Origin of the sequence: Hymenobacter algoricola, from assembly GCF_039539525.1 — a bacterium.
Classification (GTDB): domain Bacteria; phylum Bacteroidota; class Bacteroidia; order Cytophagales; family Hymenobacteraceae; genus Hymenobacter; species Hymenobacter algoricola.
Genome location: NZ_BAABDH010000024.1, coordinates 1 through 17,974, shown reverse-complemented (window position 1 = coordinate 17,974; position 17,974 = coordinate 1). Strand labels below are relative to the sequence as shown.

Annotated in this window: 15 protein-coding genes; 7 read left to right on the top strand and 8 right to left on the bottom strand. The window is 64.6% G+C overall.

The genetic code is table 11. The features are described 5' to 3' along the window. Positions 1-45: 45 nt before the first annotated feature. Positions 46-1,068 (bottom strand): 2-hydroxyacid dehydrogenase, encoded by a 1,023-nt coding sequence (locus ABD842_RS07885; RefSeq protein ID WP_345112358.1) that lies wholly within the window; start codon positions 1,066-1,068, stop codon positions 46-48. 223 nt (positions 1,069-1,291) lie between these two features. Here ABD842_RS07885 and ABD842_RS07880 point away from each other — a divergent pair, with 223 nt between their 5' ends. Both ABD842_RS07880 and ABD842_RS07875 read left to right on the top strand, forming a co-directional pair. Beyond that, positions 1,292-2,110 (top strand): universal stress protein, encoded by an 819-nt coding sequence (locus tag ABD842_RS07880; RefSeq protein WP_345112357.1) that lies wholly within the window; start codon positions 1,292-1,294, stop codon positions 2,108-2,110. Positions 2,111-2,172: 62 nt separating this feature from the next. After that, positions 2,173-4,830, top strand: a complete 2,658-nt coding sequence (locus tag ABD842_RS07875; RefSeq protein WP_345112355.1) for a cation-translocating P-type ATPase — start codon at positions 2,173-2,175, stop codon at positions 4,828-4,830. A 322-nt stretch (positions 4,831-5,152) separates the two neighbouring features. On the opposite strand, the gene ABD842_RS07870 is transcribed toward ABD842_RS07875, so the two are convergent. The 5 genes from ABD842_RS07870 to ABD842_RS07850 all read right to left on the bottom strand — a co-directional run bounded on the left by ABD842_RS07870 (position 5,153) and on the right by ABD842_RS07850 (position 12,334). After that, complete coding sequence (locus tag ABD842_RS07870; RefSeq protein ID WP_345112353.1) at positions 5,153-6,721, bottom strand: TolC family protein; 1,569 nt, start codon at positions 6,719-6,721, stop codon at positions 5,153-5,155. Continuing rightward, positions 6,718-8,127, bottom strand: a complete 1,410-nt coding sequence (locus ABD842_RS07865; RefSeq protein ID WP_345112351.1) for an HlyD family secretion protein — start codon at positions 8,125-8,127, stop codon at positions 6,718-6,720. The genes ABD842_RS07870 and ABD842_RS07865 overlap by 4 nt, the downstream gene beginning before the upstream one ends. Positions 8,128-8,261: 134 nt before the next feature. Next, positions 8,262-9,992, bottom strand: coding sequence for a peptidase domain-containing ABC transporter (locus ABD842_RS07860; protein ID WP_345112350.1), 1,731 nt, complete (start codon positions 9,990-9,992; stop codon positions 8,262-8,264). Positions 9,993-10,082: 90 nt separating this feature from the next. After that, positions 10,083-10,757, bottom strand: coding sequence for a TetR/AcrR family transcriptional regulator (locus tag ABD842_RS07855; RefSeq protein ID WP_345112349.1), 675 nt, complete (start codon positions 10,755-10,757; stop codon positions 10,083-10,085). Positions 10,758-10,849: 92 nt separating this feature from the next. Further along, positions 10,850-12,334: an NADP-dependent isocitrate dehydrogenase gene (locus tag ABD842_RS07850; protein ID WP_345112347.1), complete on the bottom strand. Its 1,485-nt coding sequence runs from the start codon at positions 12,332-12,334 to the stop codon at positions 10,850-10,852. A gap of 230 nt (positions 12,335-12,564) precedes the next feature. Between ABD842_RS07850 and ABD842_RS07845 the strand changes: the two genes are divergently transcribed. From ABD842_RS07845 to ABD842_RS07825, 5 genes are all read left to right on the top strand, one after another. Beyond that, positions 12,565-13,617, top strand: a complete 1,053-nt coding sequence (locus ABD842_RS07845; RefSeq protein WP_345112345.1) for a prohibitin family protein — start codon at positions 12,565-12,567, stop codon at positions 13,615-13,617. Positions 13,618-13,810: 193 nt separating this feature from the next. Beyond that, positions 13,811-14,311 (top strand): hypothetical protein, encoded by a 501-nt coding sequence (locus tag ABD842_RS07840; RefSeq protein WP_345112343.1) that lies wholly within the window; start codon positions 13,811-13,813, stop codon positions 14,309-14,311. Positions 14,312-14,366: 55 nt separating this feature from the next. Further along, on the top strand, positions 14,367-14,891 hold the full coding sequence (locus ABD842_RS07835) for a hypothetical protein (protein ID WP_345112341.1): 525 nt from the start codon (positions 14,367-14,369) through the stop codon (positions 14,889-14,891). A 70-nt stretch (positions 14,892-14,961) separates the two neighbouring features. Further along, positions 14,962-15,276: a hypothetical protein gene (locus ABD842_RS07830; RefSeq protein WP_345112339.1), complete on the top strand. Its 315-nt coding sequence runs from the start codon at positions 14,962-14,964 to the stop codon at positions 15,274-15,276. Between the two features lie 82 nt (positions 15,277-15,358). Continuing rightward, positions 15,359-15,934 (top strand): hypothetical protein, encoded by a 576-nt coding sequence (locus ABD842_RS07825; RefSeq protein WP_345112338.1) that lies wholly within the window; start codon positions 15,359-15,361, stop codon positions 15,932-15,934. A gap of 443 nt (positions 15,935-16,377) precedes the next feature. Here ABD842_RS07825 and ABD842_RS07820 read toward each other — a convergent pair whose 3' ends face one another. Continuing rightward, entirely contained in the window at positions 16,378-16,749 is a 372-nt protein-coding gene (locus tag ABD842_RS07820; RefSeq protein WP_345112337.1) for a TetR/AcrR family transcriptional regulator, read from the bottom strand. A 264-nt stretch (positions 16,750-17,013) separates the two neighbouring features. After that, on the bottom strand, positions 17,014-17,325 hold the full coding sequence (locus ABD842_RS07815; RefSeq protein WP_345112335.1) for a hypothetical protein: 312 nt from the start codon (positions 17,323-17,325) through the stop codon (positions 17,014-17,016). Between the last annotated feature and the right edge of the window lie 649 nt (positions 17,326-17,974).

The window sequence follows — 17,974 nt, the reverse complement described above, 5'->3', positions numbered from 1 at the left end:
CCCGCGTTGATCATTTCGCCCGCCGGGCACAGCCACCGCGGCGCGTTAGCCTGGTATTCTGATGCCCGCCCCAGGTGCTGCGGTCAGCTCGTTGGGCACCGCCTGCCCGGCAAGCCACTGGTCGAGGGTTTCGAGGGCCGTGGTGGCAATGTTGGTTAGCGCCTCGCGGGTCAGGAAACCCTGGTGGCCCGTCACAAGCACATTGGGCCGGGCCAGCAGCTGGGCCAGCAGGGTATCGGCGGGCAGAACCTGCGAGTGGTCGTGGAAGAACAGGCCCTTTTCGTGCTCGTACACATCCAGGCCCAGGTAGCCCAGCTGGCCGGAATCCAGCGCTGCCAGCGCCGCTTGGGTGTCCAGCAGGCCGCCGCGGCCGGTGTTGATGAGCATGACGCCCCGCTTCGTTTTCGCCAGCTGCCCGGCATTAAACAGGTGGTGGGTGGCCGGGGTGAGGGGGGCATGCAGGCTGATGACATCGGCCTGCGCGCAAAGCGTATCGAGCGGTACGAACTCCAGCCCAAAGCGCTGCGTCAGCGTTGGGTCCGGCTGCACGTCGGCGCCCAGCAAACGGCAGCCAAACCCGTGCAGCAGGCCCGCCAGGGTGCCCCCGATAGTGCCGCAGCCGACGATGCCGACGGTTTTGCCGTGCAGGTCGAAGCCGACCAGCGCGTCCAGCCGGAAGTCGGCGTGGCGCACCTGGGCATCGGCCTGGTGCAGGTGGCGGTTGAGAGCCAGCATGAGGGCCAGCGCGTGCTCGGCAATGGCAAACGGGGAGTAGTGGGGCACGTTGGCCACGCGCAGGCCCAGGCGCTGGGCGGCGGGCAGGTCTACCTGGTCGTAGCCGGCCGCCCGCACCAGCAGGTAGCGCACGCCCAGCGCCGCCAGCCGCTCCAGCACCGGGGCCGAGGCATCGTCCCCAACGAAAATGGCCACGGCCGGGCTGCCGGCCGCCCGGTCGGCCGTGGCCAGACTCAGCGCCTCGTCCACGAACAGCAGCTCGTGGCGGTTCTGCGCGGCGGCCCGCAGAAACGGCTGCTCGAAAGGATGAGCACTAAAAACAGTAATATGCATGAGGAAGGGGGCAGAAGGTGTCGCCGAAAGCGGCCTGGCAGTCAAAGCGGACGTCCCCGAACGGGGGTGGGTTTCGACTACCCGAGGGCACCGGACAAAGGTGCGGTGCTATCGGCTCCGGCGGTATGACATACGTCATGCCCGGGGGCAATTCTCAGCAGGGTTTGGTAAGTCCGTCCGGCGTACCTTACCGTCCCTTTCATCCTTGTTGCTACGTCTGTTTATGACTCCCTCCCTGCTGATCTTGACCGACTTTTTTCAGGCTGCTGACCGCGCCCTCGACTACGCCACCAACCTGGCCGGCCCCCTTGGCGCCCGGCTGGTGCTGCTGCACGTGCGCCGCGACGCCCTCACTGACCCGGACCTGTTTACCGGTGGCCTGTCGAACCTCAATAGCGAAGCCATCGCTCTGGCTCTGAGCAGTATCACCAGCAATCTGCCCGTGCCGGTGGTAGCGGAAGTAGGCCACGGCCGCGTAGCCTACGCCGTGGCGGATGCCGTGAGCCGCCACCAGCCGACGCTGGTGGTGCTGGGGCGCCCCGACACGGAGGCCACGCCCGACGAGCTGGTCAGCACCACGGCGCTGGACATCCTGCGCACCGCGCCTTACCCCATGCTGGTGGTGCCCCACAACGTGCCTTTTACGCACCCGCCGCGCCGCGTGCTGCTGGCCGTGGACGGGGAGGAATTCTCCCTGGGCCAGCACGCGGGAGCCATGCGGCACCTGCTCGACGCCCTGCACGCGGAGCTGACGGTAGTGCACGTAACCGCCGCCCCGGCCCCCGATGCTGACGGCGCGCTGCAGTCCGTTCAGCGCACTGGTCTCACTACCGACTTGGTGCCGCCCATCCGTAGCCGCAGCGTGGTGGCCCCGGCCCCGGCCGATGGCATTCTGCAGGTCGCTCGGCCCGCCGATTTTGATCTGGTGGTGCTCATTGCCCGGCCGCGCAGCTTCCTGGGCGAGCTGTTTCACCACAGCGTTACGGCCCAGGTGTTGCTGCACAGCGCCGTGCCCGTGCTGGTGCTGCCGGCCGCGGAGTAGGCTGCAAAATCCTGCTCGGGCAGAAATTAATGGCCCATCGGGTTTCCCCAACACGCTACCCTATGGATTATCACGTTGCCTCCGTTGCCGATGTCGCGCACGAGCTAAAATCCGCGCCCGCCGGGCTCGACGCAGCTACGGCCCAGCAGCGGCTGGCCGAACACGGCCCCAATGTCTTGGCCGACACCAGGAAGAAAACCGTGTGGCAGCTGCTGCTGCACCAGCTGGCCGATGTGATGATTCTGGTACTGCTGGTGGCAGCCCTGGTATCGGGGGCCGTGGGCGAGTGGAAATCTGTCTACGTCATCCTGGCCATCGTTGCCCTTAATGCCGTCATCGGCTTCGTGCAGGAATACCGGGCCGACCAGGCCATGGAAGCCCTGCAGAAAATGGCGGCCACCCAGGCCCAGGTGCTGCGCAACGGCCAGCCCGTAGAAATCGCGGCGGCCGACCTGGTGCCCGGCGACGTGGCGGTGCTCGAAGCCGGCGACGTCATCCCGGCCGACGTGCGCTTCCTCGAAACCCACGCGCTGAAAGTGGATGAATCGTCGCTGACCGGCGAATCGGCCAACGTGGAGAAAAGCCCGGCGGCACTGCCCGCGGGGGACTTTCCGCTCGGCGACCGGCTGAACATGGGCTACAAGGGCACGTTCGTGACCAACGGCCGGGCCACCGCTTATGTGGTGGCCACGGGCATGAATACCGAGCTGGGTAAGATTGCGACGCTCATTCAAACTGAGGAAACGATGACGCCGCTGCAGAAGCGGCTGGCTACGTTGGGCAAGTATTTATCGGCCGTGGCGCTGGTAATTGGGGCCCTCTTTTTCGGGGTGGGCTGGCTGCGGGGTGAGCCGCTGGGCAGCCTGCTGCTGGTGTCCATTTCGCTGGCTATTGCCGCCCTGCCCGAAGCCTTGCCCGCGCTGGTCACCGTGTCGCTGGCCCTGGGCGCCAAACGGCTGATACAGGACCAGGCCCTGATTCGCAAGCTGCCGGCCGTCGAAACGCTGGGCTCGGTCACCTACATCTGCACCGACAAAACGGGCACGCTCACGCTCAACAAAATGACGGTGGAGGACACGTACGCCGCGCCGGCGTTTGCCCTGCCCGTGCTGGATAACCAAACTGGTCTGCTGGCGGCCATGGCCCTCAACAACGACGTAACCCAGGACCCGGCCGGCCACTGGCTGGGCGACTCCACCGAAGTGGCCCTGGTGCAATACGCCGCCGGGCAAGACCACGCCCGCACCGCCCTCGAAAGCCGGTTTCCGCGCATCGGCGAGCTGCCCTTCGACTCCGAGCGCAAATGCATGACGACGCTGCACCAGACCGATCAGGGCGTGCTCTGTATTACCAAAGGAGCGTTGAGCGCGCTGTTCGACCAACTCGACGCGGGGCAGCAGCAGCAGGCTGAAATCCCCGACTTGCGGCGGCGCGTGGATGAGTTGGCGGCCAAAGGCTTCCGGGTGCTGGGCTACGCAGGCAAGCTGCTGCCCGAGCTGCCGGCCAAAGTCACGCCCGCCACCGTCGAAACCGGCCTCAGCTTCATCGGCTTCGCGGGCCTGATCGACCCACCCCGCCAGGAAGCTGGGCAGGCCGTGGCCGAGTGCAAGGCGGCCGGCATTATTGCCGTCATGATTACCGGCGACCACCCCCTCACGGCCAAGGCCATTGCCGAGCAGCTGGGCATCTTATCCAAGCCCGATGAGCTGGTGCTGACCGGGCCGGAACTGACCCAGCTCGACGAGGCGGCCTTTGCCGCCGTGGTGGAAAAAGTGCGGGTGTACGCCCGCGTCGACCCGGCCCAGAAGCTGCGCATCATTAGTGCTTTACAAGCCAAACACCAGTTCGTAGCCATGACCGGCGACGGCGTGAACGACGCGCCGGCCCTGAAAAACGCCGACATCGGCGTGGCCATGGGCATCAACGGCACGGAGGTGGCCAAGGAAGCGGCGGCCATGATTCTGCTCGACGACAACTTCGCCACCATCGTGCACGCCGTGCGGCACGGGCGGCGCATCTTCGACAACATCCTCAAGTTCATCCGCTACATCCTGGCCGGCAGCGCGGGCGAAATAGCCGCCTTGTTTTTTGCGCCCTTGTTCGGCCTGCCCGTGCCGCTGCTGGCCATTCACATTCTGTGGATCAACCTCGTCACCGACGGGCTGCCCGGCCTGGCGCTGGCCTACGAGCCCTCCGAGAAGCACAGCATGCTGCGCCCGCCCATCGACCCGCGCCAAACCATCTTCGCCAACGGCCTGGGCTGGTTTATCGTCCTGGTCGGAATGCTCGTTGGGGGCCTGACCATCGGGACGGAGGCCTGGGCCCTGCGCAACGGCGTGGCGCACTGGCAGACTATGGCTTTCACGGTGCTCTGCTTTAGCCAACTGGGCCTGGCGCTGGCTATTCGGTCCAGGCAGGAATCTATTTTCAGCATTGGCCTGCTGTCCAACAAGCCTCTGCTGGGGGCCGTGGCGCTGACGGTAGGCCTGCACCTGCTGATACTTTACACACCATTTTTCAATGACCTGTTCAGCACCCAGCCGCTAACTTGGCTTGAATTGGGCATCACGGTGGCGGCGTCGAGCGTGGTTTTCTGGGCGGTAGAGCTGCAAAAGCTGATTAGCCGCCGCCGGGGCCGGCCGATGGTGCCGGCTCCGGAAGCTACAGTTCACATGGCCCTGCCCGTGAAGGCGGCGACTTCAAACGCTGCCCACCAGTAAACACCCCTTTCAACGGGTTGCCCAAGCTACAGCCCAGGCCTATCCGCTTGGTAGCTGATTCTGACTTAACGACTTGCCATTGTTGACTGGCGCTGCCGAGACGGCCCGTCCCCCATTGTCCACGGCCCGAGTCCGGCCGCAGGGCCGCTTTGCCGACCTTGCGGCCCCAATGACGGGGCAGTTGTGCGTGGTTTCACCGGTTGCGGTCCTGGCGGTCCTGCACGCTGGCCGCAGCTCATCTGAAGGGACAACCCCAGCGCCTGGCCTGAGCCGGGAATCTGGACCAAGAGGTGCGGGGCAGGCGCCCGACTGGAACTGCGGCTTATTCGACGCCGCCGGCCGCCCAGCGCAGCGTAGCTCGGGTTTGGGCATACTTGGCCTGCAGCTCGACCAGCTTCACGCGGGCCGCCACCAGGCTGGCTTCGCGGGTGTTGAGCAGAAACACCGAGCTTTCCCCGTTCTCAAAGCGGATTTGCTCGCCCTGGCGCAGGCGCCCGGCGTTCAGCACCACCTGCTCCTGCAGGACCAGCTGCTCGCGCAGGGCCTCCCAGTCGTTGGCCACGGTCTCCACGCCGGTCTGGATGTTGCGGGTATCCTGCTGCAGGGCCAGCTCGGTTTCGCTCAGCTTGAGGCGGTTGAGCTGGAGCTTGGCCCGCTCCTGGCGCAGCAGCAGCGGGTAGGCGAAGCTCACGCCCAGCTTGTAGTTGTTCTGCAGGTACGTGCCCTGGAAGCTGGCGCCGGTTTCGGGGTTGAAGGGTTGGCCGGCTTGCAGCAGGTTGTAGTCGAGCGTGAGCTTGGGCAGCAGCTTATTGGCCAGCAGGCGGCGCTCCACACCCAGCTGGACCAGCTTGGCGCGGCTCTTTTGCAGGTCGGGGTGCAGCTGCCGGGCCAGCTCGGTGAGGGCCGCCAGCGAATCGGGGGGCAGGGGCTGCCAGCCGGCGGGGCCGGGCAGGGCCTGCGGGCGCACATCGGCGGGCAGCTCGCGGGGCTGCTGCTGCTCGTCCCAGAGGTAGTTGCTGAGCTGGAGCGTCGCGTTTTGCCACTGCACCCGGGCCTGCACCAGCTGGGCCTGGCGGTTTTGCAGCTCCGTGAGGGCCTCCACCGAGTCGATGGCGGCCAGGTCGCCCAGGCGGACCCGCTCGCGCACGGCCCGGAAGCGCACCTCGGCCAGCTCGGCATTCTGGCGCAGCAGCTCCTGCCGCTGGTAGCTCAGCGTCCAGTCCCAGTAGTCTTTGGCGGCCTGCAGCTGCAGCTTGTTCAGGGCCCCGCGCCGCTCGGCTTCGGCCAGGCCCTGTAGCGCCTGCGCCTGGCGCACCGCCGCCCGCCGCTCATCAATCAACAGACCCTGGGCCAGGGGCACCGAAATGCCCACGTAGCTCAGGCCCGCCGGGGCCGTGTAGTTTTCGGGGTTGACGAAGGTGCCCACGCCCCGCTCGAAGCCCGCCTTCACGTCGGCCCCGAACCAGAGCGGCACCCGCAGCTGGGAGTCCCAGTCGTGGAAATACTCCTTGCCGCCGAAGGTTTTGCCGTAGTACTTGCTGGTCGCCGCGGGGTCGAACTGGCCGCGGGCCAAGCGCACCTCCTGCAGGGCCCTTTCGGGCAGCAGGCCTGCCTGCCGGGCCACGGGGTGGCGCAGCGTCACGAAGGTCAGCAAATCGGCCAGGCTGAATACGCGGCCGGTATCGGCCAGCTCCACCGGGCGGGTTACCAGGGCGGGCGCACCCAGGGGGCCCGTGGGGTAGACCTGCCGGGCCTGGCGCTGGAGCTGCTGCTGGGTGCGCGACGACTGCCCCGGCAGCGGGGCGGCCGGCCGGGTAGTTTGCGCCCCCGCCTGCCCGGCAGCAATACTCAGCAGCAGTAAGCCCAGCCCGAAAATGCGCAAGTGCTTCATTTTGCGTCTTCTTCGGTGGAGGGTTCTTCCTTCGCGGCTTTGTTGGCGTCTTTCCCACCTTTGCCCGCTTTTCCGGCGTCAGCCACGGGGCCGCCCACGTAGTTGGGTGGGAAGCCGTTCACCTGCCGCCACAGCTCGTACCAGATGGGCACGTCGTCGAGCAGGGCCCAGCCGTAGACGCCGGAGCCCACGCGCAGGGGCTTGGGCCAGGCTTCATGGCCTGGGTCGGGGGTGACGAGGATGCGGTACTGACCCTGGGAGTCGATGTTGTCGATGACGGCCACCACGCCGCCGAACGTGCCGAAGCTGGTGCCGGGCCAGCCGCTGAACACCAGGGCCGGCCAGCCGTCGAACTGCAGCCGTACGCGCCGGCCCACGCGCAGCAGCGGAATGTCCATGGGCTTCACGTAGAGCTCGGCGGCCAGCGCCGGCGCGTCGGGCATCACCGTCACGATGGGCTCCCCTTCCTTGACGATTTCACCGATACCTTCTTTCAGGGCCCGCACCACGTAGCCGTCCTGGGGAGCCGTAATCTGGTAGAAGCCCGCCCGGATGCTGAGGTTGGCCAGCTCGTTGCGCATCTTGGCAATCTGGCCTTCGGTATCAAACTGGTAGGCCGTTACCGAGCGCCGGTCCGACTCTGACTTGGCGAGCTTGTCCTGGTATTCGGCCGCCAGCGAGGCCAGCTCCAGCTGGGCGTTGGTGAGGGCCTGGCGGCTGGCGGCCAGCTTGTTTTCGGCGGATTGGAGCTTGGCGGTACTTTCCTGAAACTTGAGCCGGCGCTGCTCCAGCTCCGTGAGTGATTTCAGGCCCTGCTTATACAGCTCTTCCTGCCGCTGCTGCTGCCGCTCGGCAATGGTGAAGTCGTTGCGCGCGGCCACCAGGTCGGCGGCATCGGAATTAACCTTCAGCCGGCTTTGCTCCACGTAGTTGCGGGCCTTGCTCAGACTGACCTGCAGACCGGCGCGCAACGCCGTCTGCTGGGCGCTGAGGGCGGTGCCTTTCGCCCGGTTTTCGCCCAGGGAGCCAATCTTGGCGTCGAGCTGCTCGCCGGTACGCTGCACGAGCTTGGGGTCGAAGTATTTTTCCTTGACTTCCACGATGTCGACCAGCGTGTCGCCCTTGCGCACGTGCTGGCCTTCGCGCACCCGCCAGCGCTGGATGCGGCCGGCAATGGTGCTGGGTACGGTCTGGGGGCGGTCCTGGGGGCGCAGCGTGGTCAGCGAGCCGGTCGAGCGGATGTTCTGGGTCCAGGGCAGGAAGCCGGCCAGCAGCACCAGCAGGCCCAGCCCGGCCGTCCAGCGGGCCAGCGTGCGGCCGGCCCGCGGGGTTTGCACCCGCGCATAGGAGCGAAAGCGCCCGGTCAGCGGGTTGGATTCGTCCAGAGGATGTTCGGCGAAAGGCATGTATTCTCGAATTAAGAAGTAGTACTTAAGAAGTAGCGACGAGGAGGAGTAAGCAAAAAGCGGTTGAGCCAGCGGTAATGGAGCTGGCCATAACGGCCGTTTTTAATCTTTCGCCTGTCATTCTTAATTGAAATTTACGCCAGCAGCTCCTGTAGCTCGGCCTGCCGGGCGACGTCGGCAAACGCGCCATCGGCGACCAGGGTGCCTTCGCGCAGCACGGCCAGCCGCGGGCACAGGCCCAGCAGGCGCAAATCGTTGGAGGCCAGCACCACGGTCCAGTGGTGTTCGGGGGCCAGCACGCGGCGCAGGATGCGCAGCTGCTCGGCGGGCTCCACATTGGGCAGGAAATTGTCGAGCAGCAGCAGGCGCGGCCGGCGCACCAGGGCGCGGGCCAGCAGCAGCTTCTGGCGGGTGCTGTCGGCCAGCGGCGTACCGATGCCCAGCGGCGTGTTCAGCCCCAGCGGGCGGCCGTACACGTCGTCGCGCATGCCCACCAGCTCCAGGGCCCAGGCCACGTCCTCGGACGCCACACTGTTCTGACCCAGGGCGAGGTTGTCGAGCACGGTGCCGTCGAACAGGTGCTGGGGGGCGATGGTGTCGCCTACGTGCTCGCCCAGGGAGGTGGGCGCCAGGTCCTGCAGGGCCAGCCCGTCGTAGGCCACCACGCCGGTGTAGCCGGTGAGCAAGCCCGCCAGAATGCGCAGCAGCGTGGTTTTGCCCGAGCCGTCGTAGCCGGCCAGGCCCAGGTGCTCGCCCGAACCGATGGTGAGGGTGAGCTCGTCGAGCGGGTGGCGGTGGCCGCTGGGGTACTGGTAGCTGAGCTGGCGCAGCTCAGCCCGCAGGCCGCCGCGCACGGCCGGCAGCGGCAGCATGGTACCGCCGGTACCAGTCACCACCGGGAGGTCCAGCACGTGGCCGATTTTGTCGAGCGCGGTTAGCGCGTCGTACACCACGTCGAGCTTGAGCAGCACTTTCTCCACGGCCGAAATGGTGAGAATGATGATGATTTCGGCGGCCACGAACTGGCCAATGTTAATCTGGCGGTTGATGAGCAGCCAGCAGCCGATGATGAGCAGGGTGGCCGTAATCAGGGTTTTGAACGCTACAAAGCCCCAGAACTGGGTGAGCAGCACCCGGAAGTGGCTCTGGCGGGCACTCAGGTAGCCCTCCACCAGCGTGTCGGTGCGGTCCAGGGCCAGCTCCTGCCGGGGCGGATGACGGAAGGTCTGCACGGTGCGGGCCACGTCTTCGAGCCAGGCCACTACCTTGTACTTGTACTTCGACTCCTGCAGGCTGGTGCTCAGGCCCTTGGGGCCCGTCACGCGAATCATCAGGGCCAGCAGCAGCACCAGCAGCACCCCGAAGGCAATGAAAATGGGGTGGTAGAAGGAAAGCAGGATCAGGCCGAACAAAATCTGCAACGCCGCGGCCGAAAACTCTACCAAGATGGTAGCCAGCCCTTTCTGCAGGGTGGGCGCGTCGAGCAGGCGGTTCATTAGCTCCGGCAGGTACTGGCCGTCCAGGGCTTCGGTGCGCACCCGCGGCAGGCGCAGGGCAAAGTCGAGGCTGATGCGGGCAAACAGGCGCTGCTGAATGAATTCGACCAGATACACCTGCATCACCTGCAAGCCACCCACCAGCAGCGTCCCGACCACAATAAAGGTGATGAGCACGACCAGCGAGGTGCTCACGGCCCCGCTGCTGACAAAGCCGATAACCGACTGCACGCCCAGCGGCAGCGACAGGTTGATAACCCCGGCCAGGGCCGCGTACACGTAGAGGTAGGTGATGTCGCGCCGCTCGGAGGCCAGCAGCCGCCACAGGCGCTGGCCGGGCGTGAGAAAGGAAGCATTGGGGTCTGCCATGCAGGAAGGAGGAGTCGGAGTAGTCAGGTACTTAGAAAGGAGCCGGGCCTCCCGGCCGGGCAGGGCCGGCCCGGAGCGCGGGTGCGGCCGCTAGGCCAGGGTAGCAAAAGCCACTTGGGCCAGGAAGGCTTGAAGGGTGTTTTTGTCCTTGTCGCCGGTGATGGCATCGGTGAGCGAAGGTAGGTGCTGGGCGAAGAACAGCTGCTTGCGCGCCGACTCCAGCAAGGTGCTCACCAGCGCGTGGGGGTAGGCGTAGGCGGGGTTAATTTCCTGCACCACGGCCACGATGCTGGCCGCCAGCTGCTTGTACTCCCGAAACAGCCCCTCCCGGTTGTCGCCGTCCACGTCGCGGGTCAGGTAAGATTTGGACGCTTCATGCACGACGATGCGGTAGAGGGCGGCCTCGTCGAGCTGGGTGGTGGCCGGGTCGTCCTCGTGGGCCCGGGTGAGAATACCCAGAATCAGCCGCAGCCGCTCGCGGGCATCGGGTACGTTGTGGGTATGAAACCGGATCTGGTAGCGCAGCCAGGCCCAGTGCCAGCTCACCAGGTACACCAGCAGCTTGTGCTTGTTCTCGAAATAGCGGTAGAGCGAGGCCTCCGTGGACTCCATCCGTTGGGCCAGCTTCTTGAAAGTGAACTGCTCGAAGCCGATTTCATCAATCAGCAGCACGCTCTCGGCCACCAGCCGGCGGCCCAAATCGGTGCCCTGGGGGTCGCGCAGGTAGAGTTTTTCGTTTAAGTCGATGCGGAGGGTGGCGTGCATACGGAAGGAAGACTAGTGTGCGTGAGAGGAAACCCCACCTCAAAGGAAAGGTTTACTGCGCGTTCGGGAGTATCTTTTTTCCGAGCGCGGTGCTATTCGCCTTGGCCCAGCGAAAAGGCCCGTTGCCCGTCCATCAGATACAAGTGCTCCGTTTTGATGATGTACAACTGGTAATCGACCAAGCGGTGCAGCAGAAATAACACGTCCATAAAGGGCACGGGGGTAAATTCCAGCTGTGAGCCGCTCACCAAGGCATCGGCGGCCACAAAGCGGCAGCGCCAGTGGTCGGTGCAAAAGGTTTCGGGGTGGCCGTCGGGGTACACCTTCACCCCGCGGTTGGTAATGAGCTTGAGCTGCATGCGGCGGCCAGTGAGGCTTTCCAGCTGCTGGCCGAGCGCGTCGGCCTGCTTGCCGTCCCAACGCAGGAACACGTCCACACCCACCAGCTGCTGCTGCACGGGGGCCTTGCCGTGCAAGGGCGCGGGGCTAACCGTAGGGGCCGGCGTCGCCGCTTCCCGCGCGGGCATGGCCGCCAGCTGCTGCGGCTCCCGGCCGAGGCGCGCAATCACGGCATCGGCAAATTCCACGGTGCTGACTTTCTGCTGGCTGGTTTCGGGGCGGAAGATGTCGGCCGGGTGCAGGCCGTCTTCCAGCGCGCACAGCCAGGCGTTGTGGAGGCGGGCCGCCACGTCGTGCTGACCCAGGTGGCCCAGCATGAGCACGGCGGCCTGCAGCAGCCCGGAGGGGTTGGCCACGTTCTGGCCCGCAATGTCGGGGGCCGAGCCGTGGATGGCCTCGAACAAGGCCCCGCCGTCGCCGATGTTGGCCGAGCCGGCCAGCCCTACCGAGCCCGTAAGCTGGGCTACCACATCGGAAATGATGTCGCCGTAGAGGTTCATCGTTACCACCACGTCGTAGCGCTCGGGCGTGTCGGCCAGGCGCGCCGTGCCGATGTCGATAATCTGGTGGTCCTGCTCGATGTCGGGATACTGCTGCCCGATTTCCATGAACACCCGGTGAAACAGGCCGTCGGTGAGCTTCATGATATTGTCCTTGGTCATGCACGTGAGCTTCCGGCGGCCGTGCTGCCGGCAATACTCGAAGGCGTAGCGCACAATCTTCTCGCAGCCGGGCCGCGACACCAATTTGAGGCACTGCACGACGTCGGGCGTTTGCTGGTGCTCAATGCCGGCGTAGAGGTCCTCCTCGTTTTCGCGGATAATGACCACGTCCAGGTTTGGGTGGCGGGTCGCCACGGCCGGGTGTAGTGAGCGGTTGGGGCGCACGTTAGCATACAGGCCCAGCGTCTTGCGTAGCGTCACGTTCAGGCTTTTGTAGCCCCCGCCCAGCGGCGTGGTGATGGGGGCCTTGAGCAGCACCCGCGTGCGGCGCAACGACTCCCAGGCGGCCGGGTGAATGCCGGAGCTGTAGCCGGCGTGGTACACCTGCTCGCCGACTTCGATGAATTCCGGCTCCAGCGCCGCCCCGGCGGCTTCCAGCATCCGCAGGGTCTGGGTCATGATTTCGGGACCGATGCCGTCGCCGACGGCTACCGTGATGAGGGTTTTGGGCTGCATGGAGGGTGAAGTATAGGGGAGGAGTAGCCATGGCTCAATCGGGCCCGGCGGCTGCAAATCTATACATACTTTTCAAAATAATAGTTTTACTTCTTAAAAAAGAAGCTCATTAATGCATTTAGATAGCTTTACTAAAAATAATTGGTTCCTGCTGCAACCTTAACATATCGGCTCTTGTATGTAATAGTAAAACTACTAATAATGGTAGTTTAACTTAATTTCCATCCGCCATGATACAGTTGCCGGTTTTCCGCCCCCGCTTACCAAGGCGTCCGTTCGCCACGCTCCGCCCCACTCTTCTGCTCCCGGCGCTGGCCGCGCACAACCTGCTGGGCCGCGAGAAGGTGCGCGTGCTGCTGGAAACGTTCCGCTCCTACAGTCTGCACCGTTCCCTGATGACGCTCCGCCGGCCGCTGGCCGCGCTGCTGCTGGCCGGGGCCACGGCGCTGAGCAGCTGCACCACGGTGCGCCAGGGCGAGGTGGGCGTGAAGCGCACGCTCGGCCGCCTCGACCAGCAAATCGTGGTGTCGGGCCCGAAGGCGTTCAACCCTTTCCTGACGACCATCATCAAGGTGCCCGTCACGACCCAGAACCTGGAAATCCGCTCCAGCCTGCCTTCGAAGGAAGGCTTGTCCATTGCCTCCGATATTTCCATTCTCTACCGCGTGAAGGCCGATCAGGTGCCCAACATCCTGCAAACCACCGGCCTCGCGTACGAGAACATCCTGATTCTGCCCGTCTTCCGCTCGGCCGCCGCCGATGTGTGCGCCCGCTACTTCGCTAAGGACATGCACAGCGCCGAGCGCTCAGTCATTGAGAAGGCCATTCTCACGCAGATGAACGGGGTACTCACCGCGCGGGGCTTCGAGATTGAGAACGTGCTGCTCAAGAACATTGCTTTGCCCGCCGGCCTGGCCAAGGCCATCGAGGACAAGCTCGAATCGGAGCAGGAGGCCCTGCGCATGGAGTTTCTCAAGCAGCGCGAAACCCGCGACGCCGAGCGCCGCGTGATTGAGGCCGAGGGCCAGAAGCGTATCGCCGTGGTGCGGGCCACGGGCGAGCAGGAAGCCGCCATCATCCAGGCCAGGGGCAAGGCCGAGGCCATGCGCATCGAGGCGCAGGCCGTGCGCCTCACCAACCAGCTCATCAACCGCGACCTGAGCCCGGCCGTGCTCCGGTACAAGTCCATCGAGGCGTTCCGGGAGCTGGCGAAGTCGCAGAACTCGAAAACCATTATTACCGGCGGTGGCAGCACGCCTATCGTCAACATGCTGGCCCAATGATGCGGTCCGCTCTGCTCACCGGAGCCCGCCGGTATCCCGGGGCCGCCCCGGCGGGGTGGCTCGCGCTGGCCCGGCGGCCGGGGCGGTGTTCGGGCTGAGCCTGCCCGAACACCATGCCGAAGGCAATGCCCCGCCCGGCGCGTCCTGAGTTGGCCGTCATTCGTTCCGTTTCACCTCCTACTTCATTTTCGCCATGTGCCGCTTGCTTCTTTTGCTTTTCGCGTTGCTGCTGCCCGGACTGCCCGCCGCGGCCCAGGACCTGATACCGGTTCAGAACCGCGCCTTCCAGGTGAAATACGCCGTGCCCCCGCACTGGACCGTGACGCACCAGCGCACCGACTCGGTGGAGGTGCTCCGCTACCACAGCCCCGAGGACGACGCCCGGCTGTGGGTGGGCCAGCTCCGGGGCCGTCACGCCGCGCTGCCGCCCGCCCGCGCCCTGGAGCGGCTGCTGCGCCACCTGGGCGCCACCCGCCACGAGGAGCACCGGGTGTCGTCCCACGGCCTCGACTTTTTGGAAAGCACCGGCACTTGTTTCGTCGGGGGCCGCGAGCTGCGCTACGACGCCCGGGTCACCACTTACCAGGGCCACGTGCTGGTGGTGTATTTCTACGCCACCCCCGCCGTCTTTACCACCCAGGCCCCGCTGCTGCACCAGGTACTGGATAGTCTCACGCCGCTGCGGGGCAAGTGAGTGCCCTATCCAGCTTGCTTTTGCACTTTTTCTTCCTCCTTATTCCCTGACTGCCATGAAAAATTTGCTCTTGTTGTTCGCCCTCCTGTTGCCGCTGGGCCTGCGGGCCCAATCTGAACCCGAAATAAATTACGAGTCGGTGCATAGCGCCCAGTACCAGCTGCAGTACCATGTGCCGGCCGGCTGGGACCAGGTGCGCCAAGCCAACGACACTATGGTGGCCCTTACTCACTTAAGCCCCACCCGGGACATGATGCTCTACATCAGTCAACTGCGTGGGGCCGCTGCCCGCATGACGCCCGATCAGGCCCTCCACCACTTGGCCGAGCAGTTTGGCGTCACGGTCAATAAGCAGTTCGCTACCACCTACAACGGCATCCAGTTCCTGGAAACGACCGGTACGGGCAGCCGCGACGGCCAGCTGCTGCGCTACGATGCGCTGGCCGCCCGGCACCGGGGCCATGTGCTGCTGGTGTGCGTTTCGGGTACCCCCGACGCCTTTGTGACCCACGAGCCCTTGGTGCAGCACATCCTGCACAGCCTGACCCCTTACAAAGCCCGCCGGGAGTCCGGCCGCTAGCGGCCGGGCTCCTGCCGAACCTGGCCTTCGGTTATCCCTGCTCATTGAATACCCATTTTTTGCCCCTTCCATGATATTGTTCAACCTGCTCACGTTGAGCGCGCAGCACGCGCAAACCGCTGCCCACCTGGTGCTAACCGAGCGCCTGGCCACGGATGTGTTTGTCGACGAGGCCATCGGCAACCACTGCCTGGCCGCCGACGGCACCATCGGCACCCAGCCTCTGTACCGGGTGCTGTTCCTGACCAAGGCCCTGCTCTACCGCCGCATCGAGCTGCTGCTGCAGACCCGCTTCCCCGGCAATGACTTCCGCATTTATGCCACGCCCGTCACCCACGTCAACGACGCCGAAGCCGACCGGGTGCGCCAGCTCTGCGCCGTTTGATTTGGCCTGCTGAACCCAATGACCTGGTTCCCTAAACCGGCCAGGCGCTAACGACCCCTCTTTCCCCTTTTCTCTTATTCCCATGAAAACCTTCCCCTTTCCCCCGCACTGGATTTTCCTGGCCTACCTGGTCCTCACGTTTTACTGCCTGGGCGCGGCCGTCATGAACGAGTTTGTGGAGTACCAGAGCTGGGCTGACCTCAGCCCGTACCTGAGCTCGGCCGATTTCGCGGCCTGGCACCTGGCCACCGCCCAGTACACCGTGCCCTTTCTGACGGTCCCGGCTATTCTGCTGAGCGGGGTGCTGGTGCTGCTCTACTGGCACCTGCCCCCCGCCGTGCCCCGCGCCGCGCTGTGGTTGGCCGTGGCGTGCCACGTCGTGTTCTGGCTGTCGACGGTGTTGGTACAGTGGCCCCTGGAGGGCGCGCTGAGCCAGGGCAGCTTTTCGCCCGACCTGATGGAGCGCCTGCTACGCAGCGACTGGGTGCGGAAAGGGCTGCTGCTAGTGGAAGCGCCGCTGGCCATTTACATGGCGCACCGGGCCTTGCGTCCCGCCAATGGGGCGGAGGTGGGCTGGCCAGTCGGGCCGAGCCGGCTACCGGTTCCTTCCCAAAGGCAGCCCGGGTCACTCGCAGGTGCCAAACCCATAAGTAGCTAGCCGATGCCTGGGGCATTTCTCAGTAACGAGCAGGCCGCCCGCTGCGGAAATTTCTACACCGGCCTGAGCCTGGAGCAACTCACCCGGTTTCTCGACCTCAGTCTCCCCCGGCAGGCATTTTCTAGCTGAGGAGTGCCGTGCAACGCTGTACGCTGCGCTACCTGGGGGCCTTTTTTGCCGGACCTTACCGCAGCTACCAGCCATCGTGGTGCAGATGCTGGTGCAACAGATCCAGCTCCCAGGCGAGGTGCTGGACGGCTACCGGACCCGGTCCAATACCTGGTACGGCCACTAGGCTCAGATTGTGGTCTACCTGGGGTGCAGGGCTTACGCATCAAACTGAGGCTAACGTGCTAGCGGCCAATCTTTGCCTTTGCAGGCAGCACCAAGGTATTTATGCTCAGCTGCCTAGTCGCTTCCTTCGCCATTATGTCCGACCCGCGCTACGCTGACCACATCCGGCACCGCTTCCTCAACCTGCTCGTTCTTACCGTCTGTGCCGTGGTGGCCGGGTCATCGTGGTGGGCGCGGACATCGGGCACGTTGTGGGTATGAAACCGGATCTGGTAGCGCAGCCAGGCCCAGTGCCAGCTCACCAGGTACACCAGCAGCTTGTGCTTGTTCTCGAAATAGCGGTAGAGCGAGGCCTCCGTGGACTCCATCCGTTGGGCCAGCTTCTTGAAAGTGAACTGCTCGAAGCCGATTTCATCAATCAGCAGCACGCTCTCGGCCACCAGCCGGCGGCCCAAATCGGTGCCCTGGGGGTCGCGCAGGTAGAGTTTTTCGTTAAGGTCAAGGCGAAGAGAAGTGCCCATAGAGGTGGCAGTCGCTTCTGTTAATGGAAGGGGAAAACTGACAAGCAGAACGCGGTAAAGGCACAAGTGCTTTTGCAGTTAATGGTTTTGCTATCACAAAAAAATAGTGTGAGTCCGGACCGCGAACCTGCACTGGCGGCGGCCGGGTCACGGCTTACCATTTTGGTAGCAAGGCCCCAGTCGTTGGCTTTTTCAGTGTCGAATACTTGCGGCCGGCCTTTTTCGCAACGGGGCCGGGGTTGTTTCAACAGCAGACCCGCGCTATCAGAACTTCTGGGCGTGGCAGGCGGCGCAGTCCGAGAGCGTGGGCAGGGCGTAGGCCTGCTTCTGAATGGCCTCGCCCATGGCGTGCTGGAAAGAATCCAGGAGCTGACTGCGGGCGGCCTCGGGCAGGACCGGCAGCACCTCCTCCAGGGCCGTGCGGTACACGTGGGCCATGAAATTGGGGCCGTAGCGCGCAAAAAACCGGTCGTGGATGTTGCCAAACGACACCCGCTCCGCCGAGGAGACGGCCAGCGACAGGGCCAGCCATTCCTTGGCATTGTTCTCCAGGTCGAATTGTAGTTCCTGCGTCATGGGCTGGTGAGTGGTGGCGGTCGGCCGAAGCGGCTTTCTTACTGGTTCAGAAAGCCATTTTGCCGACCGCCATTGGATGGACCCAAAACTACCGACCCCTTTTCGTCCCCCACATGACAAACATCACCCACCGGTATGAGCTTCATCAGCCCCGGCGGTTTCCTTCAGCAGCCGGCGAGACGCGCCGCCGCGTCCGCCGTGGTACTTTGCCGGGGACAAGGCTTCAGGTTTGGGCGTTTACGAAACGCATCTCTGCGGAGCATTTCGTGAACGACGAATCGTAGACGGGTTTCTTAAACTCGCCCTGCGCTATGGGGCCAAGCTGGCCACTAGGTGTGAGCTGATTCCTGCCGTTCACCGAAAGGAGCGGAATAACAGATACAAACCGAGCCACACCACACCTACAATGAGGTACGCAGCAATCAGATTTATGCCACGCTGTTGAGCTAAGTAAAACATGCCGTAAAAAACGGCCGCGCTTAACAAGCCAAACCACAAATCCTCGGTGTCCCGACCTGTAGGGTGACACAGCACACCCAACACTTAGCTGTATAGTCCCAGCGTGAGGTGGGTCGGGTCCTGGGTAAAGTTAACGGGGTTTTTCTGCCACTGGGCACACACAAATTCATGTGGCGTGAGGCCGCGTAAG